The organism is Ensifer sp. B1-9, assembly GCF_050474445.1.
Taxonomy (GTDB): Bacteria; Pseudomonadota; Alphaproteobacteria; order Rhizobiales; family Rhizobiaceae; genus Ensifer.
The window spans coordinates 125,478-148,006 of sequence record NZ_JBCHVG010000010.1 but is presented as its reverse complement, the minus strand read 5'-3'; the positions used below and the strand labels follow the sequence as shown (position 1 = coordinate 148,006).

Below are 22,529 nucleotides of genomic sequence, written 5' to 3'. Positions count from 1 at the left end.
CACCCCTTGCAAGCGGAGCCGCAAACCACCACATCGCAACCAGAAAGGTAACGATTATGCAAAGCATTCGCTCTGTCCTCTTTACGGCCGCAGCCTTGACCATCACGTTCGCGGCCTTTGTTCTGACCGCTTCGCTGGCGCTGGCACTGGCCGGCATCGCCGCCGTCGTCGTGATCGGCAGCGCCATTGCCGCCCGTCTGAACCTCAAGCCAGCCCGCGCCACGGCGCGTCCGGCCGCCGCAGCCGCCGCCCCTGGCCAGCGCGAGATGCGCATCTGGAACGACGGTCGCGGCACGATCATCGACCTCTGATCCCCAGCGATCGGGATCGATCCTCAGGCTGTGATCCGGAATCGGGCCGATCGATGATCGGCTCGCTGACCATTGCTTCCTGCGAAAAAACCATAGCTCCCCAAACTGCGAAATTTTGACTGCGAAATTTTTTCCGTCCCCATGTCGGATCGGGCGCGTTATCCCCGTCCTTGAGACAGGCCAGCACGGTCCTGGCTCTTCGAACAGAATGGAGAACGACATGGACATCGAAACGCAGCAAACTGAAACGAAGAAGCCGGCACCGGTTCTGAACGGCCTTCTGCCCTATCTTCAGGTCGATGGCGCCGTGAAGGCGGCCGAATTCTACACGCGGGCTTTCGGCGCCAAGGAAGTCAACCGGCATCCGGTGGACGAGCAGGGCCGGACGATGCACATCCATCTCTACATCAACGGCAGCTCGCTGATGCTGGCCGATGCCTATCCGGAATACGGCCATCCGCTCGAAAAGCCGCAGGCCTTCACCCTGACGCTCACCGTCGACGACATCGATGCCTGGTGGGACCGCGCGGTTGCCGCCGGTGCGGAAGTGGTGACGCCGGTCGAGGTGATGTTCTGGGGCGACCGCTATGGTCAGGTTCGCGATCCCTTCGGCGTTCTCTGGGCAATGAACAGCCCGGTGAAGGCAGGCTGACCCTTACGGGGACTAAATCTGGATGGAACTTTGGGCGGGCGGGCATTTTCACCCGCCCGACGACGCGTGTTTGGACAGATTTTCCTTCATTTCTGCGTAGAACTGCTCTAAACGCTACGCAACATTCTTCTGAAATCGAAGGCCTGAAGTTATGGAAAAATTCGTCAAGCTCACCGGTGTCGCAGCACCCCTCCCCGTCGTCAACATCGACACGGACATGATCATTCCGAAGGATTACCTGAAGACGATCAAGCGCACCGGCCTTGGCAAGGGCCTCTTCGCCGAAGCCCGCTACAACGAGGATGGCTCGGTCAATCCGGACTTCGTGCTCAACAAGCCCGCCTATCAGAACGCCAAGATCCTCGTTGCCGGCGACAACTTCGGCTGCGGCTCCTCGCGCGAACATGCCCCCTGGGCCCTGCTCGACTTCGGCATCCGCTGCGTGATCTCCACGTCCTTTGCCGATATCTTCTACAACAACTGTTTCAAGAACGGCATTCTGCCGATCGTCGTCAGCCAGGCCGACCTCGACAAGCTGATGGACGATGCTTCGCGCGGCTCCAACGCTATCCTTTCGGTCGACCTGGAATCCCAGGAAATCACCGGTCCGGACGGCGGTTCGATCAAGTTCGAGATCGACGCCTTCAAGCGCCACTGCCTGCTGAACGGCCTCGACGATATCGGCCTGACGCTGGAGAAGGCGACCGCCATCGACAGTTTTGAGAAGTCGGTCGGCGCCTCGCGTCCCTGGGCCTAAAGCGGGCGACATGGCGCGCAAGCTCATCTCCTCGGGCTCGCCCTTCGAAAAGACGGCAGGCTATTCGCGTGCCGTCGCGATGGGGGACTGGTGCTTCGTCTCCGGCACGACCGGCTACGACTATGCCACCATGACCATGCCCGAGACGGTGGAGGAGCAGGCGCGCAATTGCCTCAGGACGATCGAGGGCGCGCTGAAGGAAGCGGGCTTTTCGCTTTCCGACGTGGTGCGCAATCACTATTACGTCACCGATGCCAGCTTCGCCGACCGGGTGTTCCCCATCTTCGGCGAAGTCTTCGGCGAGATCCGGCCGGCCGCAACCATGATCGTCTGCGACCTGATCCGCCCGGAAATGCTGATCGAGATCGAAGTCACCGCCCTTCGCGGCTGACGCCGAGCCCCTCTGCTCGCGCCATCTCCTCTCAAATCGATTCCGAATTAAGCCAATATGCGATAGTCCATAGGCATCGCTTTGCTAGTGGTCCGATTCCGACATTTGCATGCGATCCCAGCGCCCTCGAGAGCAAATGACGGAATCTTGAGGACCACTAGTAACACTAGGATGCTAGTGGAATTTTCGAATTTGACATTTGAGTTGAGCGCGTGCGGAAAACGGGACTCAAATGTCAAATTCATTCCACTAGACCTATGCTGAACCGGAAGACGACCATGCAATTCGAAGGCACCGCCGACTATATCGCCGACAAGGACCTGATGATCGCCGTCAATGCTGCGATCCGGCTGGAGCGGCCGCTGCTCGTCAAGGGCGAACCCGGCACCGGCAAGACCGAGCTTGCCCGCCAGATCGCTGCCGCCCTCGATCTCGAACTCATCGAATGGAGCGTCAAGTCGACCACCAAGGCACAGCAGGGCCTCTACGAATACGACGCAGTCTCGCGCCTGCGGGACAGCCAGCTCGGCGACGAGCGCGTCAACGAGGTCAAAAACTACATCCGCAAGGGCAAGCTCTGGCAGGCCTTCGAGGCGGACCGGCGCGTGGTGCTTCTGATCGACGAGATCGACAAGGCCGATATCGAGTTTCCGAACGACCTGCTGCAGGAACTCGACCGCATGGAATTCCATGTCTACGAGACCGGCGAGATGATCAGCGCGCGCCACCGGCCGATCGTCATCATCACCTCCAACAACGAGAAGGAACTGCCGGACGCATTTCTCCGCCGCTGCTTCTTCCACTATATCCGCTTTCCCGATGCCGAAACGCTCGCCCGTATCGTCGAGGTGCACTATCCCGGCATCCGCAAGACGCTGCTTTCGGCGGCCCTCGCGGCCTTCTACGACATCCGCCAGGTGCCGGGCCTCAAGAAGAAGCCCTCCACTTCCGAAGCGCTCGACTGGATCCGGCTGCTCGTGGCCGACGAGGTCGATCCGGCCGATCTCAGGGCCGATGCCAAGACCATGCTGCCGAAGCTGCACGGCGCACTTCTGAAGAACGAGCAGGACGTCCACCTTTTCGAGCGCCTCGCCTTCATGGCGCGCCGCGACGGATGAGCCCGGACGCGCACAAGGTGCTGATATATGCCACCTGGCAGGGCCGCCTGCTGGTCTTCGACGAGCCGGACTTTCCGGAGATCGAACTGCAGGTGCCCGGTGGCACGATGGAGCCGGGCGAGAGCCCGGAAGTCGCGGCAACGCGCGAGTTCGTCGAGGAAACAGGGTTGACGCCACCGCAGCCGCTCACGCACCTCGTCACGCAGGACTATTCTTACTGGATGGACGGTAGAACCATCTGCCATCGGCGACACTATTTTCACGTCGCTCTTACTGGAGAGCAGCGGCAGACATGGCTGCACCGCGAGATGACGCCGGATAGCGGCGGCCCGCCGATCCGCTTCCGCTTCTTCTGGCTCGGCATCGACGAGGCGGGGCGACAGTTGGGATATGGAATGCGGGACGCTCTGCACTTGGTGTAAATTCGCTCCTCACCCTAGCCCCCTCGCCGCAAGCGGAGAGAGGGGACGTGCGCAGCAGCCAAGACATCACCAGAATGCTCCGCCGGTTCAACCAAGCGGTGTTGGACCGAGCGCATGCTGCAACCTTCCTTCTTCCCACCTGCGGGGAGAAAGTCGCGGCAGCGGAATGAGGGGTCTATCGCACCCCCGAATCGTTTTTCTTGACCCCCGCGTCCCTGTCGCGCTATCAAATTCCCCGTGGTGATTTGGCCGGCCGGCTTGCAGCCACGTTAAACAAGTCGCTAAAGGGCCGAGGAAAGTTGGATTTCCGAGGACCGGTCGCGATCAATCGCCGCCGGTTTTTTTGTATTGATCGAGTGGAAGCCCATGCCCATCAAGATTCCCGATACACTGCCCGCCTTCGAAACCCTCGTGCATGAGGGCGTGCGGGTGATGACCGAGACCGTGGCGATCCGTCAGGATATTCGCCCGCTCCAGATCGGGCTTCTGAACCTCATGCCCAACAAGATCAAGACCGAGATCCAGATGGCGCGCCTGATCGGCGCCTCGCCGCTGCAGGTGGAACTGTCGCTGGTGCGCATCGGCGCCCATCGCGCGAAGAACACCTCGGAAGATCACCTGCTCTCCTTCTACGAGACCTGGGACGAGGTGAAGGGCCGCAAGTTCGATGGCTTCATCATCACCGGCGCGCCGGTCGAGACGCTGGAATACGAGGACGTCACCTATTGGGAAGAGCTGAAGCAGATATTCGACTGGACGGCGACCAACGTGCATTCGACGCTCAATGTCTGCTGGGGCGCGATGGCGGCGATCTACCATTTCCACGGCGTGCCGAAATATCCACTCGCCGAGAAGGCCTTCGGCGTCTACCGTCACCAGAACCTCAACCGCTCCTCCGTCTATCTCAACGGCTTCTCCGACGACTTCGCCGTCCCGGTCTCACGCTGGACCGAGGTCCGACGCGCCGACATCGACAAGGTGCCGAGCCTCGAAATCCTGATGGAATCGAAGGAGATGGGCGTCTGCCTCGTGCACGAGAAAAAGGGCAACCGGCTCTACATGTTCAACCACGTGGAGTATGATTCGACCTCGTTGTCGGACGAATACTTCCGGGACGTGGATGCCGGCGTGCCGATCAAGTTGCCGCACGACTATTTCCCGCACAACGATTCGACCCTGCCGCCGCAGAACCGCTGGCGCAGCCATGCGCATCTCTTCTTCGGCAACTGGATCAACGAGATGTACCAGACGACGCCCTACGATCTCTCGGAGATCGGCACCGGAGAAAACTGAGGCTTAGCGATGTTCGTCCCCTTCTTCCTCGAACTCAAGGCGGCGAAGGTCCCGGTGACGCTCCGGGAGTTCCTGTCCCTGATCGAGGGGATGGAGGCGGGTATCGCCGCCTTCGACATCGAAGCCTTCTACTACCTGGCGCGCACGGCGCTGGTGAAGGACGAGCGCCATATCGACCGTTTCGACCGGGTGTTCCAGCATTGCTTTTCCGGTCTCGAAGCGGTCAATCCGATGGAAGCGGGCGAAGAAGCCGTCATCCCCGAGGACTGGCTACGCAAGCTCGCGGAAAAGCACCTGACCGAGGAAGAAAAGCGCCTGATCGAAGCGCTCGGCGGTTTCGACAAGCTGATGGAGACCTTGCGCCAGCGGCTGCGCGAACAGCGGGGCCGGCACCAGGGCGGCTCGAAATGGATCGGCACCGCCGGCACCTCCCCCTTCGGCGCCTATGGCTACAATCCCGAAGGCATAAGGATCGGCCAGGACCAGTCGCGCCATCGCCGCGCGGTCAAAGTCTGGGACCGGCGCGAGTTTAGAGATTATGACGATACCGTCGAACTCGGCACCCGCAACATCAAGGTGGCGCTGAAAAGGCTGCGGCGCTGGGTGCGCCAGGGCGCTGCCGACGAGTTCGACCTTTCCGGCACGATCCGCGCCACCGCCGAGCACGGCTATCTCGACGTGGTGACGCGGCCCGAGCGCCGCAATGCCGTGAAGCTTTTGATGTTCTTCGATGTCGGCGGATCGATGGACGATCACATCCGCATCGTCGAGGAGCTGTTCTCAGCCGCCCGCAGCGAGTTCCGCCACATGGAGCATTTCTACTTCCACAATTGCATCTACGAGGGCCTGTGGAAGGACAACCGGCGCCGGCGCGCCGACATCACCCGCACGACGGAAGTGCTTCGCACCTTCGGCGGCGACTATCGCGCGATCTTCGTCGGCGACGCCTCGATGAGTCCCTACGAGATCAGCCATCCCGGCGGCTCGGTCGAGCATTGGAACGACGAGGCCGGCGCGCTCTGGCTCTCGCGCATGACGGCACATTTCCCGCGCTCGATCTGGCTCAATCCCGTGCCCGAGCAGCACTGGGGCTACACCCAGTCGATCGCCATGGTGAGAAAGCTGTTCGAAGGGCGGATGTTCCCTTTGACGCTCGCCGGCCTGCAGGACGCCACCAAGCAATTATCCCGCTGAAATGACGGCGATATCCTGCAGCGCCGCGTGTCTTTCAGAGCGCCCCAGGGTCGCCGTGGCCCTGCACTGAGATTTCCGGTTGCCGCATCCTCGGAAATGACGCAGGTTGCTGCCGTCGCGAAGAGGGAGCCAGCGGTGAATATGCATCAGAACACGGAAATCTTCGGCCACCTGCCATCCGGCGAGCCGGTCCATCGTGTGGTGCTCTCCGGCGGCGGACTTACAGCGCATGTGCTGACCTGGGGCTCTGTGATCCAGGATCTGCGGCTGGAAGGCCATGAGCCGCCGCTGGTGCTCGGTTTCAGCGATCTCGAAAGCTATCTCGCCCATTCGCCCTATCTCGGCGCCACGCCCGGACGCTGCGCCAACCGAATCGGAAACGGACGCTTCACGCTCGACGGCGAGGCCTATCAGCTCGAATTGAACGAGAAGGGCGTCACGCACCTGCATGGCGGCAGCGACAATATCGGTAAGCGCAACTGGACGATCGCCCGCCAGACGGCGGACAGCGTCACGCTTGTCATCACCGATCCGGACGGACGCGCCGGCTATCCGGGCAATTGTCAGGTCACCTGCACCTACGCGCTGAAGCCCGGTGGCGTTTTGAGCGTCGTCTACGAGACCGAGACCGACCGGCCGACGCTCGCCAATGTCTGCCAGCACAGCTACTTCAATCTCGACGGCAGCGCCGACGCGCTCGGCCACGACATCATGATCGCTGCCGACCATTATCTGCCGACCAACGAACGGCAGATCCCGACAGGCGAAATCCGTGCGGTCGAGGGCACCGCCTTCGATCTCCGGGAAATGACGCCGCTTCGCCGCCAGACCGAAGGTGAGCGCATCGCCTACGACCACAATTTCTGTCTTTCGAACGAGCCCATGGCGAAACACTCGGTGGCGCTGGCCCGCAGCATCAATTCAGGCGTCACGCTGGAAGTGCTGACGACGGAGCCCGGCGTGCAGCTTTATACCGGCGCGAAGCTCGACATCCCCGTCCCCGGCCTCGAGGGCCGCCGCTACGGCCCCTTCGCCGGTTTCTGCCTGGAAACCCAGATCTGGCCGGACGCTGTCAACCATGCCGGCTTCCCGAATGCGGTGCTTCGCCCCGGCGAGAACCGCCGGCAGGAGACGGATTACGTCTTCATGAAGAGCTGAGTGCGGCCCGCACGGGCGCTGGCGATCTATAGCAGTGGAAGGCGGCGAGCGGCCCAAAGGAGCGGCGTCGTGTTCGGCAGAGCGCTCCTGTTCGCACGGCGCCGCGGCCGGATTCGAAGCGCGACGCGCCTGACGGCAAATGCCGTCTCATTTCCAAAACAATTGTGAAATGAAATGGTTGGGAGAAATTGGAGCGGGTGAGGCGATTCGAACGCCCGACCCCAACCTTGGCAAGGTTGTGCTCTACCCCTGAGCTACACCCGCTCATTTTCCGCGGCCCGGGGGTAGTCGGTGGACCGTGGCGTCGGCGCTGTCTTGCGGCGACGGGCGGTATATGGCCTAAGCGATTTTGGAATGCAACAGGGAAATGACGAGAAATCGAATATTTTTTTGGAGACTCTCCGCAAAGCCCGGAAATGCCGCGTTTTCGGTCATCGTCGCCGCCTGTGAGATTGCGCGCCGACGGGCTTCTCCCCTAAAGCAGGATCGAAAACGAACGCCCAAGGGATGAGAATCATGAGTGAATCACAGCCAAAGACCGCCGAAGACCTCTTTCGTTTTCTCGACGGACTTGGGATCGAGCATAAAACCAAGAACCATGAGCCGGTATTCACCGTCGCCGAATCGGTGGCGCTGCGTGACGAGATCCCCGGCGGCCACACGAAAAACCTTTTCGTGAAGGACAAGAAGGACAACTATTTCCTGCTCACCGTCGAGGAGCATGCGACAGTGGACCTGAAGACCGTTCACCAGGTGATCGGTGCGGCGAGCCGGGTCTCCTTCGGCAAGCCGGAAAAGCTAATGGAATATCTGGGCGTCATCCCGGGGGCCGTCACCGCCTTCGGCGCGATCAACGACACCGGCGGCAACGTCAAGATGATCCTCGACGAGGAGCTGATGAAGTTCGACATCGTCAACTGCCATCCGCTCTCGAATGACGCGACGACCTCGATTGCGTCCAGGGATCTGCTGCGCTTCATGGAAGCGACCGGACACGAACCGCTTGTCTTGAAAGTCACGGCCTGACATACGATCTTTGGCGCGAATGCAGTAAGCCGGCCAGCGAGCCGGCGAGGAGAGAAGAATGACGGGCAGCGACAATCCCTATGCAGGGTCTTTCGGCACTCAGATGACGGGCTCGGCCTCCTTCGGCCAGCCGGCGGCCGCGTCGAACGGTGACCTGATCAAGGAAACCACCACCGCCAACTTTGCCAAGGACGTGCTCGAGGCCTCCCGCCAGCAGCCGGTTCTCGTCGATTTCTGGGCACCCTGGTGCGGCCCCTGCAAGCAGCTCACGCCGGTCATCGAAAAGGTGGTCACGGAAGCCGCGGGCCGCGTCAAGCTCGTCAAGATGAACATCGACGATCATCCTTCGATCGCCGGCCAGCTCGGCATCCAGTCGATCCCCGCCGTCATCGCCTTCGTCGGCGGACGACCGGTCGACGGCTTCATGGGCGCGGTGCCGGAAAGCCAGATCAAGCAATTCATCGAAAAGATCGCCGGCCCCGCCGTCGACGACAGCAAGGCCGAGATCGAAGCCGTACTCACCGATGCCAAGGCGCTGCTCGATGCCGGCAATGCCCAGAACGCCGCCGGCCTCTACGGCGCCGTGCTTCAGGCCGACCCCGAAAACGTCGTGGCGATCGCCGGCATGGTCGATTGCATGATCGCCCTCGGCCAGCTCGCCGAAGCCCGAGAGGCTCTTTCCGGCCTGCCGGAAGATCTCGCCAAGGACGCGGGCATCGCAGCGGTCGGCAAGAAACTCGACCAGATCGAGGAAGCCCGCAAGCTCGGTGATCCCGACGAGTTCGAGCGGCGCCTTGCGGCAAACCCCGACGATCACGAGGCGCGCATGCTGCTTGCCAAGATCCGCAACGTCGAAGGCGACCGGACGGCTGCCGCCGACCACCTGCTGACGATCATGAAGCGCGATCGCGGCTTCGACGACGACGGCGCCCGGCGCGAACTCCTGTCCTTCTTCGAGGTCTGGGGACCGAAGGATCCGGCAACGGTCGCCGCGCGACGCAAGCTCTCGTCGATCCTGTTCTCCTGAACCGTCAGGCATTGCTTAGGTATAAAGGGCGCCATCGGTGCCCTTTTTTGTGCGTACCTGATCACGATCCGCATTCACCCATGAAGATCGATGTGCGTGTCTCTTGAGATTTTCAAGGAACGCACCATCTTTTGGTCTGGTGACCACGCTTCCTTGGCGGGGCAAGAGCGGATACCTTCAGGGTCTATCGGAAAATGCACGTCGGAAATGCACGCTATCTCGGTCCTCAGGACTTGCCGGAGATCATTCCGGTGTTTCCGCTGACCGGTGCCTTGCTGCTTCCCGGTGCCCAGCTTCCGCTCAACATCTTCGAGCCGCGCTATCTCGCGATGCTCGATGATGCGCTCTCCGGCAACCGCCTGATCGGCATCGTGCAGCCTTCCTTCTGCGAAGGCCGAAATGAGACGGCCACCGGCCCGACGCAGGCGCTCTGCGAGGTCGGTTGCATCGGCCGCATCACCTCCTTCGCCGAGACCGGCGACGGCCGCTACATCACCTCGCTCACCGGGGTCTGCCGCTACCGGCTGTTTTCGGAGGTCGGCGGCACGCGCGGCTACCGCCGTTTCCGCATCGGCCCCTTTGCCGCCGATCTCGAGAATCGCGATGATGAAACCCTCGTCGACCGGGCGGCTCTGCTTGCCGCCTTCAAGGCCTATCTCGAAGCCAACAAGCTCAAGGCCGATTGGGAAAGCGTCGAACGGGCGAGCAACCGCACCCTGGTCAATTCCATGGCGATGATGTCGCCCTATGGCCCCGCCGAAAAACAGGCGCTGCTCGAAGCACCCGACCTCAAGACACGCGCGGAAACCCTGATCGCCATCACCGAGATCGTGCTCGCGCGCGACTTCGGCGATATGGACAGCATCCTGCAGTGAAGCGAGCGACGGATCATGGATATCAACGCCAGCAAGGTCGACCCGAAACTGCTTGAGCTGCTCGTCTGCCCGCTGACGAAGGGCCGCTTGAGCTACCACGCCGAAGCCAACGAACTCGTCTCGGAAAAGGCCCGCCTCGCCTATCCGATCCGCGACGGCGTGCCGATCATGCTGGTCTCGGAAGCGCGCAAGATCGAGGATTGAGGTCGCTGCGGCTCTCGATCGCATAATTCTCAACTGCCCCTCATCCGGCCTGCCGGCCACCTTCTCCCCGCAGGCGGGGAGAAGGAAACGCGTGGCGCGCTTGCACCTGAAAAGTCAAACCGCCGCTTGCTTGCTGTCCGGTCGCGCATGGCGGCGACGCAACGGGTAGATCTCGCCCCCTCTCCCTGCCTGCGGGGAGAGGGTTAGGGTGAGGGGCAATCCCAAGGTCGCTGTTCAGATCGGCTGACCCGACAGCAGCCGCGGATCGGTCTCACCGGCGATGCCGGCGGCCTGGCGGATGAAGAAATTCTTCAGCGACGGCAAGCGATCGACGATACCGAGGCCGAAATCGCGGGCGATACGGACCGGGGTGATGTCGTTGGAAAACAGCCGGTTGAGCACGTCGGTCGTCACCCCCATGCGGAAGGTGTCGAAACGCCGCCAGCTCTGGTAGCGCTCGAGCACGGCGAGCGAGCCGATGTCGAGCCCGAGGCGGTCCGCCTCGACGATCGTTTCCGCCAGAGCCGCGACGTCCCTGAAGCCGAGATTGAGCCCCTGTCCCGAGATCGGGTGAATACCGTGGGCCGCATCGCCGGCAAGGGCAAAGCGCGGCTTGACGAAATCGCGGGCGAGCGTCAGGCCGAGCGGAAAGGCCCGCCGTCCGCCGACCACCTTCAGATGCCCGAGCTTGTGGCCAAAACGGCGCTCCAGCTCCTCTTCGAACAGGAAATCGTCGCCCTTGACCAGCCGTTCGGCGTCCTCGGTGCGCTCGGTCCAGACCAGTGACGAGCGATTGTTCTTGAGCGGCAGCGTCGCAAACGGACCGGCCGGCAGGAAATGCTCCTCCGCCGTGCCGTCGTGCGGCCGCTCGTGCTCGACCGTCGTGACGATGCCGGACTGACCGTAGTCGAACTCGACCGTCTTGATGCCGGCGGCATCACGCAGCTTGGAGCGCACGCCGTCACAGGCCACAAGCAGGCGCGCTTCCAGCTTTTCGCCGCCGGCAAGCGTGACGTCGACCGCATGGTCGCCGCTCTTGAAGCTTTCGACCATCGTCGACTGGCGATTGACGACGCCGAGTTCCTCGCATGCTCCGCGCAGCGCGCCGACCATCGCCGTGTTCGGCACCATGTGGGCGAAGGGCCGGCCATCGCCGCCGTCGCCATCAAAGGTCAGGAACACCGGGCGCACCGGATCGGCCGCCTTCGAATCGGTAATCACCATCCGGCGGATCGGCTCCGCCTCCGGCGCGATCTGATCCCAGACCCCGAGCACGTCGAGCATGCGCTCGGCAGCCGACGCAACCGCCGAGGCGCGCTGGTCCTTCTTCCAGGCGCCTTCCGGCGCGCCGTCGATGACCATAACGCTCAGATGCGGCGCGGCCTTCTTCAGGGAAACGGCGAGCGAAAGGCCGACATAGCCGCCACCGGCAATCAAGACATCGAGCATCCGCTTTCTCCCGTCGCACTTGAGCATCGTTTTATGTCTATATAGATCAATGCCATCGACGTTCCTACCATCGGAGACTGCCGAAATGTCGCGCCCCACTGAGACCGCCACACCCATGGATGCGCTGCTTGCCATTCTCGATCTCGAGAAGCTGGAGGAAAACCTGTTTCGGGGCTTGAGCCCGCAGGTCGGCTGGCAGCGCGTGTTCGGCGGCCAGGTCATCGGCCAGGCGCTGGTGGCGGCCCAGCGGACCGTCGACGCCGACCGCTTCGTCCATTCGCTGCACGCCTATTTCATGCGGCCGGGAGATCCATCGGTGCCGATCATCTACGAGGTCGACCGTATCCGCGACGGCTCGAGCTTCGCCACCCGCCGTGTGGTCGCCATTCAGCACGGCAAGGCGATCTTCTCGATGTCCGCCTCGTTCCAGTACGACGAGGACGGTTTCGACCACCAGATCGAGATGCCGAAGCTGCCGATGCCCGAGACCTTGCCGGGCGAACAGGAACTGAAGGAGAAATTCCTCATCCATGCGCCGGAAGCGATCCGGCGCTACTGGGAGCGGCCGCGGCCGATCGAAATCCGCCCGGCCTCGCTGCACCACTATTTTACCCGCGACGACGGCAAGCCGATCCAGGACGTCTGGGTCAAGGCGGTCGGCACCGTTCCGGACGAGCGCCATATCCAGGCGGCCATCCTTGCCTATCTCTCCGACATGACCCTGCTCGACACCTCGCTCTATGCGCACGGCACTTCGGTCTTCGATCGGAACCTGCAGGTCGCAAGCCTCGATCACGCCATGTGGTTCCACCGCCCCTGCAAGATGGACGACTGGCTGCTCTATACCCAGGACAGTCCAAGTGCACACGGTGCCCGCGGGATGACCAGAGGCAGCCTTTTTACGCGTTCCGGCGTGCTGATCGCCTCTGTCGCCCAGGAAGGGTTGATCCGGAAAAAGGCATCTGAATAGAAAACAAGCAGATTCCATAATCTGCCTATTTTTTAACCTTCTAAATTGACGATTTTTTATTGCACCGCAGCATCCGTGCTGCGGCTTTCGTTTTTCCCGTTGTTTTTCATTTGCTTAGCTCAAGCGTCTGAATCTGGCACGCCCCTTGAATGTCATTGTCCGGTTGCACGGCGCTCTGGCGCTCCGCAGCAAGGAGAGACGGCCTCCGCCGGAGGCGAACAAGGATGAAACCAGATGAAAATTGTGATGGCCATTATCAAGCCGTTCAAGCTCGATGAGGTTCGCGAAGCCCTCACTGCTGTCGGCATCCAGGGCCTGACCGTAACCGAAGTCAAAGGCTACGGCCGCCAGAAGGGACATACCGAAATCTATCGCGGCACCGAATATGCCGTGAGCTTCCTGCCCAAGCTGAAGGTCGAAATCGCGGTTGCCTCGGAACTCGTCGACAAGGCCGTGGAAGCGATCGCGGCCGCCGCCAAGACCGGCCAGATCGGCGACGGCAAGATCTTCGTCTATGCCATTGACCATGCCGTGCGCATCCGCACCGGCGAAACCGATTCAGAAGCGTTGTAAATCACGCCGTTCAGGGAGCACTCCTCGATGTCATCACTTAAGCTTTCCACCTCTCTTGGACGCCTGGGCGCACTCACCGCCGCCCTGCTTGCGCCGGCCGTTGCCTTCGCGCAGGAAGCGGCCCCGGCCGCAGCGGCTGCAGCCGTACCGGTTCCGGACAAGGGCGATACCACCTGGATGCTCTTGTCCACCATCCTCGTTCTCCTCATGACGGTTCCCGGTCTTGCCCTCTTCTATGGCGGCCTGGTGCGGGCAAAGAACATGCTGTCCGTGCTGATGCAGGTTCTGATGATCACCGCGATCGTCATGATCATCTGGGTCACCTACGGTTACTCACTGGCCTTCACGGACGGCGGCTCGCTCAACCTGTTCGTCGGCGGCCTGTCGAAGATGTTCCTCGCCGGCGTCGACACGACCACGCTCGCCGAGAGCTTCTCCAAGGGTGTTTTCATCCCCGAATATGTTTTCGTCGTCTTCCAGATGACCTTTGCCTGCATCACGCCGGCGCTGATCGTCGGTGCCTTCGCCGAGCGCATCCGCTTTTCGGCCGTCGTGCTGTTCGTCATTCTCTGGGTCACGTTCGTCTACTTCCCGATCGCCCACATGGTCTGGTTCTGGGGCGGCCCGAGCGCTTACACGGCTCCGACCGGCCTGATCTTCTCCTTCGGTGCGATCGACTTCGCCGGCGGCACGGTGGTTCACATCAACGCTGGCATCGCCGGCCTCGTCGGTGCCATCCTGCTCGGCAAGCGCACCGGCTATAAGAAGGAAATCATGGCGCCGCACTCGATGACGCTCACGATGGTCGGCGCGTCGCTGCTCTGGGTCGGCTGGTTCGGCTTCAATGCCGGCTCCAACCTCGAGGCCAACGCCTATGCCGCTCTCGCGATGATCAACACCTTCCTCGCAACCGCCGCCGCCATCATCTCCTGGGCCGTCGTCGAAACGCTTGTGCGCGGCAAGGCCTCGATGCTCGGTGCAGCGTCCGGTGCCGTTGCCGGCCTCGTCGCCGTCACGCCGGCTGCCGGCTTCGCCGGACCGATGGGCGCGATCGTGCTCGGTTTCATCGTCTCCCCGGTCTGCTACTTTTTCGTCGACGTCGTGAAGAACAAGTTCAACTACGACGACAGCCTCGACGTCTTCGGCGTTCATGGCGTCGGCGGCATCCTCGGCGCCATTGCCACCGGCATCCTTGTCAACCCGGCCCTCGGCGGCGCCGGCATCGTCGATTATTCGACGGCCGACTTCGCAGCCGGTTACGCAGGCACCGCAACCCAGGTCTTGGCACAGCTCAAGGGCGTCCTTGTCACCGTGGTCTGGTCCGGTATCGGTTCGTTCATCATCTTCAAGATCGTCGATTCGATCGTCGGCCTGCGTGTCTCGGTCGAAGCCGAACGCGAAGGCCTCGACCTCTCGTCCCACGGCGAAGCCGCATACCACGCCAGCTAAGCGCATCGTGGCGCCACAAAGGGCCCCACCCAAGTCCCGTCGCGATCCGTCTTTGCGGATCGCCTTTGGCCCGGATCGCAAGATCCGGGCCTTTTTCGTACGGATCTTCAGGACAGGCGCCGCTATTTTAGCGGCAACTACGCATGGTTAATGTCGCATTAACCGTACTCCGCTTAGGTTGATTCCATGGCACGCAATGTGCCCTAGAGATCGACACGGGCAGCAGGCAATATGAGCAGAAGCAATCCGGCAACGCTTGACAGCCGTTCCAACCGGTTCGTGCTAACCACCTTCGTTTGGCGACAGATCGCGTCGCTGGCGGGCTTTGCGCTGTTCGGCGCATTGGCGCTGGCTGTCGCGGCGCTATCGACATGGAACGTCGCCGACCCGAGCTTCTCCTATGCCACATCGGAAGCGCCGACCAATGTGCTTGGTTATCCGGGTGCGGCCTTTGCCGATATCTTCATGCAATTCTTCGGCCTTGCCAGCGTCGTCGCGCTGCTGCCGGCCGTCGCCTGGGCGCTGGTGCTGATCAGCGGCAAGCGCTTCGACAAGATATTCAAGCGCCTCGGCGCCTGGTTCATCGGCTCCGTGCTTGCCGGCGCGGCGCTGAGCTGCGTGCCCGCGCCCATCACCTGGCCCTTGCCCAATGGTCTTGGCGGCGTCTTCGGCGACATGATTCTCCGCTTTCCCGCACTCTTCACCGGCGCCTTCCCGACCGGCACGCTCGCGACCGTGCTCGCCTGCATCTTCGCGGCACCGGCCGCCTGGTGCCTGATCTACAGCGCCGGTCTCATCGGCGTCAGCGACGAAGAGGAAGACGAGGAGATTGCCGAACCGACTCCGAGCAAGGCGCGTACCGTTCGCGACGAGTTGGACGAGGACGACAGCGAAGGCCCCTTCACCCTGCTGATGGGCTCCTTCGCCCATATGCGCTACACGATGCATGCGCGCGTGCGCCGCATTTTCGGCATGAGCGGCACGCGCAGTTCGCCCAAGCGTCAGTATGACGAGCCTTACGACTTCAACAATGACGAGTTCGGCACCCTGAACGAGCCGGTCCGGCCGAAGCCGATGGCTGCCGGCGACCGCATCGAACCCTCGCTCGACCGCTCCGAACGCCGCATCGTCACGCCGCCGTCGATCATGGCCGACGGCGAGGACGACGATCTGCCCTTCGATATCGACGAGCGCCGCCCCGCCGGCATCCTGCCGGACGACGAGGACGATGATCCGGCATCCGACTGGGCGCCGCGGGCAGCGCCGCCGAAGCAGGGCCTGCCGAAATCGGGCTCGCGGGTGGCAACGCCGGCACCCCGCCCGAAAGCCGGCCAGCGGATCGAGCGCGAAGCCCAGCGCTCCTTCGTCGAGGACGATGGCGATTTCACGCTGCCGCCGATGCATTTTCTCGCCGAACCGAAGAATGTCAGCCGCGACGCTTCGCTGTCGCCCGACGCACTCGAACAGAATGCCCGCATGCTCGAAGGCGTGCTCGAGGATTTCGGCGTCAAGGGCGAGATCATCCACGTGCGCCCGGGTCCGGTCGTAACCCTCTACGAACTGGAGCCGGCGCCCGGCATCAAGTCGTCCCGCGTTATCGGCCTTGCCGACGACATCGCCCGTTCGATGAGCGCGATCGCTGCCCGCGTCGCCGTCGTTCCCGGCCGCAATGCCATCGGCATCGAACTGCCGAACCAGCGGCGCGAAACCGTCTACCTGCGCGAACTCATCGGCTCGCGTGACTTCGAGACTTCCAAGGCACGCCTTGCCATGGCGCTCGGCAAGACGATCGGTGGCGAGCCCGTGGTTGCCGATCTCGCCAAGATGCCGCATCTGCTCGTCGCCGGTACCACCGGCTCGGGCAAGTCGGTGGCGATCAACACGATGATCCTGTCGCTGCTCTATCGCCTGCGCCCGGATCAGTGCCGCCTGATCATGATCGACCCGAAGATGCTCGAACTCTCCGTGTATGACGGCATCCCGCACCTGCTTTCGCCCGTCGTGACCGATCCCAAGAAGGCGGTCGTCGCGCTGAAGTGGACGGTGCGCGAGATGGAAGAGCGCTACAAGAAGATGTCGAAGATCGGCGTGCGCAACATCGACGGTTTCAACAGCCGCGTCGAGCAGGCGCTTGCCAAGGGTGAATCGATCACCCGCACGGTACAGACCGGCTTCGACCGCCAGACCGGCGAGGCGATGTACGAAACGGAAGAATTCGATCTGTCGCCGATGCCCTACATCGTCGTCATCATCGACGAAATGGCCGACCTGATGATGGTCGCCGGCAAGGACATCGAAGGCGCCGTGCAGCGCCTCGCCCAGATGGCGCGTGCCGCCGGCATCCATGTCATCATGGCGACGCAGCGCCCCTCGGTCGATGTCATCACCGGCACAATCAAGGCCAACTTCCCGACGCGCATCTCATTCCAGGTCACATCGAAGATCGACAGCCGCACGATCCTCGGCGAACAGGGCGCCGAGCAGCTGCTCGGCATGGGCGACATGCTCTACATGGCCGGTGGCGGCCGCATCCAGCGCGTCCACGGCCCCTTCGTCTCCGACACCGAGGTCGAGGAGGTCGTCGCCTATCTGAAGACCCAGGGCGTGCCGCAATATCTCGATGCCATCACCGAGGACGATGACGAGGATGGTGACGGCGGCGGACCGGCCGGCACCTCCAACCTCGCCGATTCCGACGACCCCTATGATCAGGCGGTCGCGATCGTTCTGCGCGACGGCAAGGCTTCCACCTCCTACGTGCAGCGCCGCCTCGGCATCGGCTATAATCGGGCCGCATCGCTGATCGAGCGCATGGAGCAGGAAGGCATCATCGGCCCGGCGAACCACGCCGGAAAGCGCGAGATCCTGGTTCCGACCGAAGCGGAAATCACCGGCCGCTGATGCGGCCGACAGACAAGGGCAGACGCCCCGGACCAGGGGTCGAACCGGTAACGGTCATGTGAGAGCACAAGCCGCAAAGCTCGAAAATGGCGCCTTGAAGGCGCCGCACTTGCGCTCCAGATGATCGGTAAATGAAGGAGACTGAGATGACAGAGACCAAAATCGGCGAGCGCAATCCTCCGGTGATTTCGCGCCGCCTCTTCGTGTGCGGGCTTGCGGCGCTTGCCGGCATCGGCGGCACCGGTCTCGATCTCACCCAGGCCTTCGCCCAGGCGCCGAGTGCCGCCCAAAAGATCGCCGATCACTTCTCCTCGGTGAAGACCATGTCCGGTGAATTCGTGCAGTTCGGCCCGCGCGGCGAACAGACCGGCGGCAAGTTCTATATCCGCCGCCCCGGCCGCATCCGCTTCAACTACGAGGCCCCCTCGCCGATGCGCGTCATCGCCGACGGCAAGTCCGTGGTCATCGGCAACATGAAGCTCAAGACCTGGGACATCTATCCGCTGTCGAAGACGCCGCTCAACCTGCTGCTCAGCGAGAAGATCGACCTGACCGGCAAGATGGTGCGCGACGTCAAGGAAGAGTCCGACCTCATTACCATCGTGCTTGGCGACCGCTCGATCTTCGGCGATTCGACCATCACCATGATGTTCGATCCGAAGACCTACGATCTGCGCCAATGGACGATCACCGACGCGCAGAAGAAGGATACCTCGGTCATGATCTTCAACGTCCAGACCGGGATGCCGTTGGACGACAAGGTCTTCCAGATCCCCTACGACGAGGTCCGCAACAAGCGGGGCGGCTAGAGAGATCCAACCGCCGGCATCCCGACCGCGGGCATGACGGACATGAGGCCGCCGGATGGCGGCCTTTTTCGTGCGATCCCGTTCGCGCATTCCTTGTCCCGGCGCGTCGGACCTGCTTAAAGCTCATGTCAAACATCCATCTCAAGCCGGCCTTCCCTTCGCGAACGTCCGGCTCCAGCCGATCAGGGAATGACGAATGGCCCTTTCCGTCGCCACATGGAACATCAATTCCGTTCGCCTGCGCATGCCGCTTGTCGAGCATCTCCTGAAGACGTGGCAGCCGGACATCCTCTGCCTGCAGGAAACCAAGTGCCCGAACGACCAGTTCCCTTCGAAGCCGCTGAAGGCGCTCGGCTACAACCATATCGAGATGCACGGCCAGAAGGGCTATCACGGCGTGGCGACGATCTCGCGCCTGCCGCTACATGAGCTCAGCGACCGCCGTGACTATTGCGGCGTCGGCGATGCCCGCCACCTGTCGGTCGTCTTCGAGGCCGGCGGCAAGAAGATCCGGCTGCACAATTTCTATGTTCCGGCAGGCGGCGACGAGCCGGACCGCACCATCAACCCGAAATTCGGCCACAAGCTCGACTTCGTCGAGGAGATGAAGCTGCTGCACGCGGAGGCCGAGGCCGGCATTTCCTCGATCCTCGTCGGCGACCTCAACATCGCGCCACTCGAAGACGACGTCTGGTCGCACAAGCAGCTCCTGAAGATCGTCAGCCATACGCCGATCGAAACCGAGGGGCTGACCACGGTCATGACCGGTGGCGGCTGGGTCGACCTGATGCGCCAGCACACACCGGCCCCGACCAAGCTCTACACCTGGTGGAGCTACCGGGCGAAGGACTGGGAAGCTGCCGACCGCGGTCGCCGGCTCGACCACATCTGGTCCTCCGCCGACCTGGCGCCGGCGCTGAAGCACGTCGACATCCTGCGCGAAGCCCGCGGCTGGGAGCGCCCCTCCGACCACGTGCCGGTCATCGCCCACTTCGATATCTGACGCTTCCCTGAGCGGCGGCGCGGGCCTTCGGTGCTTGCCGATTCATCAAGAAAAACATGACTAAAAGAATCATATTTTTCTTGATGCGCATTTCCAAACGGACTATCCCTCTTTTCGGGCGGCGGGGACACCGCCTCCAGCAGCCGCTGGGCTGCCGTTTTCACTGATACTCGGGTGCTCCGCTCTGGCTTTCGCCGGAGGGCTTTCGTGCGCCCGCAAGAGGGCCAGACATGTCGAAGACCTTGCCGATCCACTTCACGCGCGCGTCGCGCCGCGCATTCTCCGCAACCATTGTCCTGGCCGCAAGCGTTGTCGTCGTGTTCCTTTCGCCAACCGCAGCTTATGCGCAATCGGCCGAAAGCCAGAAGACGACACGGTTGGAAAAGATCGAGGTGACGGCCGGCAAGACAGCCGCGACGATCGCCGAGGATAACGACACGATTGCGCCGACGCGCAATGTCTCGGCATTCAAGATCGATACGCCGCTGGTCGAAACGCCGCGCTCAGTCTCGGTGATCACACGCAAGGAACTCGAAGAGCGCAGCGTACAGGACATGATCCAGGCGACGCGTTACGCCGCCGGCGTCACGACGGGCGCCTTCGGCTTCGATCCGCGCTTCGACCAGATCTACATCCGCGGCTTCGAGACGACGACGACCGGCGACTTCCGCGACGGCCTGCGCCAGCCCTACATGAACTACGGCACCTTCCCGACCGAGGTCTACGGCCTCGAACGAATCGAGATCCTGAAGGGGCCGGTCTCCGTCATGTATGGCGCAGCCGGCGTCGGCGGCATCGTCAATCGCATCTCGAAGATGCCTGGGGAGGAGACGCACAGCGAGGTCGAGCTACAATATGGCACGATCGGCCGCACCCAGGCCGCCTTCGATTTCGGTGGCCCGACAACGGCCGAGGGCGATTTCCTCTACCGCTTCGTCGGGCTCTTCAGGAACGGCGAGACCAACTACGACGTCGCCGACGACCGTTACCTGCTGCAACCCTCCTTTACCTGGAGGCCGGACGAAGGCACGTCGCTGACCGTCTACGGTCTCGGCCAGAAAGGCGAGAGCGACGCCAGCCCGAGGGTGCTCGAACATGATGGCCGGCTGCTGCGCTACAGCGATCCGGACTACGACTATCAGAAGGTCCGGCAGTATCAGGCGGGCTACAAGTTCGAACATGAATTCGACAACGGCCTGACCTTCCGCCAGCACGGCCGCGTCAGCGATCTCGACCTGAAGGCCCGTTACCTGCAATTCGGGGCCGAGGTGGCACCCCACGTCTTTGACCGCTCTCCCGTCGCCATCAAGGACGACCAGCGCGCCTACCAGATCGACAATCAGCTCGAGGCAGTCTTCGACACCGGCGCGGTCTCCCACACGCTCCTGACCGGCCTCGACTATACCTGGATCACCTCCGACTTCGGCCTCGGCTTCGGCGCCGTCGATCCGGCCTATCGTTTAGACCTCAACAACCCCACCTTCGGCGTCAGCGGCCCGACGCCTGCTCTCACCAGCTTCAGCGGGCGGGATCTCCGCCAGACCGGCATCTATGTCCAGGACCAGGTGGAGTTCGGCAACTGGCGCGCCGTCGGCGGCCTTCGCTACGACTGGGTCGACCAGACCAGCACCAACAAGAACACCGGCGTCGTCGATCGCAAGGACGATGGCGAACTGACCGGACAGGCGGGCCTTCTCTACCTCTTCGACAGCGGCATCGCGCCCTATGCCAGCTACAGCACTTCCTTCATGCCACGCACCGAACTCTCGGCGGACGGCACCGTGCTCGATCCGACGAGCGGCGAGCAGATCGAGCTTGGCGTGAAGTACCAGCCGGAAGGCGAGGCCTACTCGCTGAGTGCTGCCTACTACCGGATCGTCGAGACCGGCGCGCCGCAATATGTGTCGGACGCGTCCTTCCCCGCCGGCTACTATTACAAGTCATCAGGCGAAGTGACGACCAATGGCTTCGAGGTGGAAGGACGAAGGGAATTCGATAACGGCCTGAGCTTTATCGCCGCCTATAACTACAACGACGCCGAAATCACCGGGAACGTCGACCCGTCGCTGATCGGCAATGTGCCGTCAACGAAGCCGCGCCATGTCGCATCGCTCTGGGTCAACTATCTGCTGCCCGACGATACTGAGCTTGCGGGCTTGAGCCTCGGCGGCGGCATGCGTCTGGCATCGAGCTCCTACACATCCGATGCCAACACGGCCAAGAACGGCGGCGCCGTCTATTTCGACGCCTCGATCGCCTACGACTTCGGCGTCAGGAACCCCGAGCTCGACGGGCTGACGCTCGCCGTCAGCGCCACCAATCTCGGCGACCGCCGCGAAGAGATCTGCACCGATGGCTACTGCTATTTCGGCCAGGGCCGCACGGTGCTCGGTTCGCTGAAATACCGGTGGTAACGGAAGGAAGCCAGTTATCGGAGTTCAGGCAAAGCGGCCGGCGAGCGCGCCGGCCCGGCGGATCATCGCCTGCAGGTTCTCGCGGATGCGCACTTCGACGAGTTCTGCCACTTCCGGGTATTCTTCCAGCATGCGGCGGAAGAGCGGCCGGTTGATGCGGATGACCTCGCTGTCTTCCTCGGCGGTTGCCGTGAACTTGCGTTCGACCATCGAGATCAGGGCCAGTTCCGACAGAAGTGCACCACGGCCGACCGTGGTGACCTGCGCCAGGGAACCGTCGGCGCCTGCCTTCGACAAGGACAGGCTGCCGCTCGCGATCGCATAGGCGCAATCGGCGGGCGCCCCTTCGCGAAACAGTTCCTGCCCCTTGAATATGCGGCGCCGCTCCGCGCCGAAGGCGATCAGCCGCAGCTTGTCCTCGCTGATATCGGCAAACAGCGGCACGTTGGACAGAAGCACGATATCATCGTTGAGCGCCAAGCGGCTAACCTCCGGAAGTCACGTCGCTGCCGACCCGGCAGGGCGGTAACGGA

The 22,529-nt window shown here is 62.6% G+C and carries 22 protein-coding genes, 1 tRNA gene and 1 riboswitch; of the genes, 20 read left to right on the top strand and 3 right to left on the bottom strand.

Going from position 1 to position 22,529, the window contains the following annotated elements:
- The first annotated feature begins 56 nt into the window (after positions 1 to 56).
- The 9 genes from ACQ5BM_RS19755 (at position 57) to ACQ5BM_RS19715 (ending at position 7,296) form a co-directional block, all read left to right on the top strand.
- Entirely contained in the window at positions 57 to 311 is a 255-nt protein-coding gene (locus ACQ5BM_RS19755; RefSeq protein WP_429814796.1) for a hypothetical protein, read from the top strand.
- A 220-nt stretch (positions 312 to 531) separates the two neighbouring features.
- Positions 532 to 963, top strand: a complete 432-nt coding sequence (locus tag ACQ5BM_RS19750) for a VOC family protein (RefSeq protein ID WP_429814794.1) — start codon at positions 532 to 534, stop codon at positions 961 to 963.
- A gap of 151 nt (positions 964 to 1,114) precedes the next feature.
- Positions 1,115 to 1,720, top strand: coding sequence for a 3-isopropylmalate dehydratase small subunit (gene leuD, locus ACQ5BM_RS19745; RefSeq protein ID WP_429814791.1), 606 nt, complete (start codon positions 1,115 to 1,117; stop codon positions 1,718 to 1,720).
- A 10-nt stretch (positions 1,721 to 1,730) separates the two neighbouring features.
- Positions 1,731 to 2,111, top strand: a complete 381-nt coding sequence (locus ACQ5BM_RS19740) for a RidA family protein (RefSeq protein ID WP_247959425.1) — start codon at positions 1,731 to 1,733, stop codon at positions 2,109 to 2,111.
- Positions 2,112 to 2,389: 278 nt separating this feature from the next.
- On the top strand, positions 2,390 to 3,229 hold the full coding sequence (locus ACQ5BM_RS19735) for an AAA family ATPase (RefSeq protein ID WP_429814788.1): 840 nt from the start codon (positions 2,390 to 2,392) through the stop codon (positions 3,227 to 3,229).
- Positions 3,226 to 3,651 (top strand): NUDIX hydrolase, encoded by a 426-nt coding sequence (locus ACQ5BM_RS19730; protein WP_429814786.1) that lies wholly within the window; start codon positions 3,226 to 3,228, stop codon positions 3,649 to 3,651. The genes ACQ5BM_RS19735 and ACQ5BM_RS19730 overlap by 4 nt, the downstream gene beginning before the upstream one ends.
- Before the next feature lie 227 nt (positions 3,652 to 3,878).
- Positions 3,879 to 3,956: riboswitch (SAM riboswitch) on the top strand.
- Between the two features lie 61 nt (positions 3,957 to 4,017).
- Positions 4,018 to 4,944: a homoserine O-acetyltransferase MetA gene (gene metA / locus ACQ5BM_RS19725; RefSeq protein ID WP_429814782.1), complete on the top strand. Its 927-nt coding sequence runs from the start codon at positions 4,018 to 4,020 to the stop codon at positions 4,942 to 4,944.
- 9 nt (positions 4,945 to 4,953) lie between these two features.
- Positions 4,954 to 6,138: a vWA domain-containing protein gene (locus ACQ5BM_RS19720; protein ID WP_429814779.1), complete on the top strand. Its 1,185-nt coding sequence runs from the start codon at positions 4,954 to 4,956 to the stop codon at positions 6,136 to 6,138.
- Between the two features lie 141 nt (positions 6,139 to 6,279).
- On the top strand, positions 6,280 to 7,296 hold the full coding sequence (locus tag ACQ5BM_RS19715; protein WP_429815225.1) for an aldose epimerase family protein: 1,017 nt from the start codon (positions 6,280 to 6,282) through the stop codon (positions 7,294 to 7,296).
- Positions 7,297 to 7,485: 189 nt separating this feature from the next.
- Here ACQ5BM_RS19715 and ACQ5BM_RS19710 read toward each other — a convergent pair.
- Positions 7,486 to 7,560 (bottom strand) — tRNA-Gly (locus ACQ5BM_RS19710).
- 252 nt (positions 7,561 to 7,812) lie between these two features.
- Between ACQ5BM_RS19710 and ACQ5BM_RS19705 the strand changes: the two genes are divergently transcribed.
- The 4 genes from ACQ5BM_RS19705 to ACQ5BM_RS19690 all read left to right on the top strand — a co-directional run bounded on the left by ACQ5BM_RS19705 (position 7,813) and on the right by ACQ5BM_RS19690 (position 10,428).
- Positions 7,813 to 8,322, top strand: coding sequence for a prolyl-tRNA synthetase associated domain-containing protein (locus ACQ5BM_RS19705; protein ID WP_429814776.1), 510 nt, complete (start codon positions 7,813 to 7,815; stop codon positions 8,320 to 8,322).
- A 58-nt stretch (positions 8,323 to 8,380) separates the two neighbouring features.
- Positions 8,381 to 9,349, top strand: coding sequence for a thioredoxin (gene trxA / locus ACQ5BM_RS19700; protein ID WP_429814774.1), 969 nt, complete (start codon positions 8,381 to 8,383; stop codon positions 9,347 to 9,349).
- A gap of 194 nt (positions 9,350 to 9,543) precedes the next feature.
- Positions 9,544 to 10,224 carry an LON peptidase substrate-binding domain-containing protein gene (locus tag ACQ5BM_RS19695; RefSeq protein ID WP_429814771.1) on the top strand — a complete coding sequence of 227 codons (681 nt, stop codon included), beginning with the start codon at positions 9,544 to 9,546 and terminating at the stop codon, positions 10,222 to 10,224.
- Between the two features lie 15 nt (positions 10,225 to 10,239).
- Complete coding sequence (locus tag ACQ5BM_RS19690) at positions 10,240 to 10,428, top strand: Trm112 family protein (protein ID WP_043626122.1); 189 nt, start codon at positions 10,240 to 10,242, stop codon at positions 10,426 to 10,428.
- Positions 10,429 to 10,662: 234 nt separating this feature from the next.
- Here ACQ5BM_RS19690 and ACQ5BM_RS19685 read toward each other — a convergent pair whose 3' ends face one another.
- Positions 10,663 to 11,877, bottom strand: coding sequence for a ubiquinone biosynthesis hydroxylase (locus ACQ5BM_RS19685; protein ID WP_429814768.1), 1,215 nt, complete (start codon positions 11,875 to 11,877; stop codon positions 10,663 to 10,665).
- 85 nt (positions 11,878 to 11,962) lie between these two features.
- Between ACQ5BM_RS19685 and tesB the strand changes: the two genes are divergently transcribed.
- The 7 genes from tesB to ACQ5BM_RS19650 all read left to right on the top strand — a co-directional run bounded on the left by tesB (position 11,963) and on the right by ACQ5BM_RS19650 (position 21,996).
- The gene (gene tesB, locus ACQ5BM_RS19680; RefSeq protein ID WP_429814765.1) at positions 11,963 to 12,847 is read left to right on the top strand and encodes an acyl-CoA thioesterase II; all 885 of its coding nucleotides are present in this window, start codon (positions 11,963 to 11,965) and stop codon (positions 12,845 to 12,847) included.
- A gap of 234 nt (positions 12,848 to 13,081) precedes the next feature.
- Positions 13,082 to 13,420, top strand: coding sequence for a P-II family nitrogen regulator (locus ACQ5BM_RS19675; RefSeq protein WP_077968248.1), 339 nt, complete (start codon positions 13,082 to 13,084; stop codon positions 13,418 to 13,420).
- Positions 13,421 to 13,447: 27 nt separating this feature from the next.
- Positions 13,448 to 14,869 carry an ammonium transporter gene (locus ACQ5BM_RS19670; protein WP_429814763.1) on the top strand — a complete coding sequence of 474 codons (1,422 nt, stop codon included), beginning with the start codon at positions 13,448 to 13,450 and terminating at the stop codon, positions 14,867 to 14,869.
- A gap of 231 nt (positions 14,870 to 15,100) precedes the next feature.
- The gene (locus ACQ5BM_RS19665; protein ID WP_429814760.1) at positions 15,101 to 17,770 is read left to right on the top strand and encodes a DNA translocase FtsK 4TM domain-containing protein; all 2,670 of its coding nucleotides are present in this window, start codon (positions 15,101 to 15,103) and stop codon (positions 17,768 to 17,770) included.
- A 146-nt stretch (positions 17,771 to 17,916) separates the two neighbouring features.
- A complete protein-coding gene (locus ACQ5BM_RS19660) occupies positions 17,917 to 18,579 on the top strand; it encodes an outer membrane lipoprotein carrier protein LolA (protein WP_429814757.1) in 663 nt (220 codons plus the stop codon).
- 196 nt (positions 18,580 to 18,775) lie between these two features.
- On the top strand, positions 18,776 to 19,582 hold the full coding sequence (locus tag ACQ5BM_RS19655; protein WP_247959417.1) for an exodeoxyribonuclease III: 807 nt from the start codon (positions 18,776 to 18,778) through the stop codon (positions 19,580 to 19,582).
- A 230-nt stretch (positions 19,583 to 19,812) separates the two neighbouring features.
- A complete protein-coding gene (locus ACQ5BM_RS19650; protein WP_429814754.1) occupies positions 19,813 to 21,996 on the top strand; it encodes a TonB-dependent siderophore receptor in 2,184 nt (727 codons plus the stop codon).
- Between the two features lie 24 nt (positions 21,997 to 22,020).
- Here the strand turns inward: ACQ5BM_RS19650 and ACQ5BM_RS19645 are convergent, their stop codons facing one another.
- Positions 22,021 to 22,476, bottom strand: coding sequence for a cyclic nucleotide-binding domain-containing protein (locus ACQ5BM_RS19645; RefSeq protein WP_429814751.1), 456 nt, complete (start codon positions 22,474 to 22,476; stop codon positions 22,021 to 22,023).
- Positions 22,477 to 22,529 lie beyond the last annotated feature (53 nt).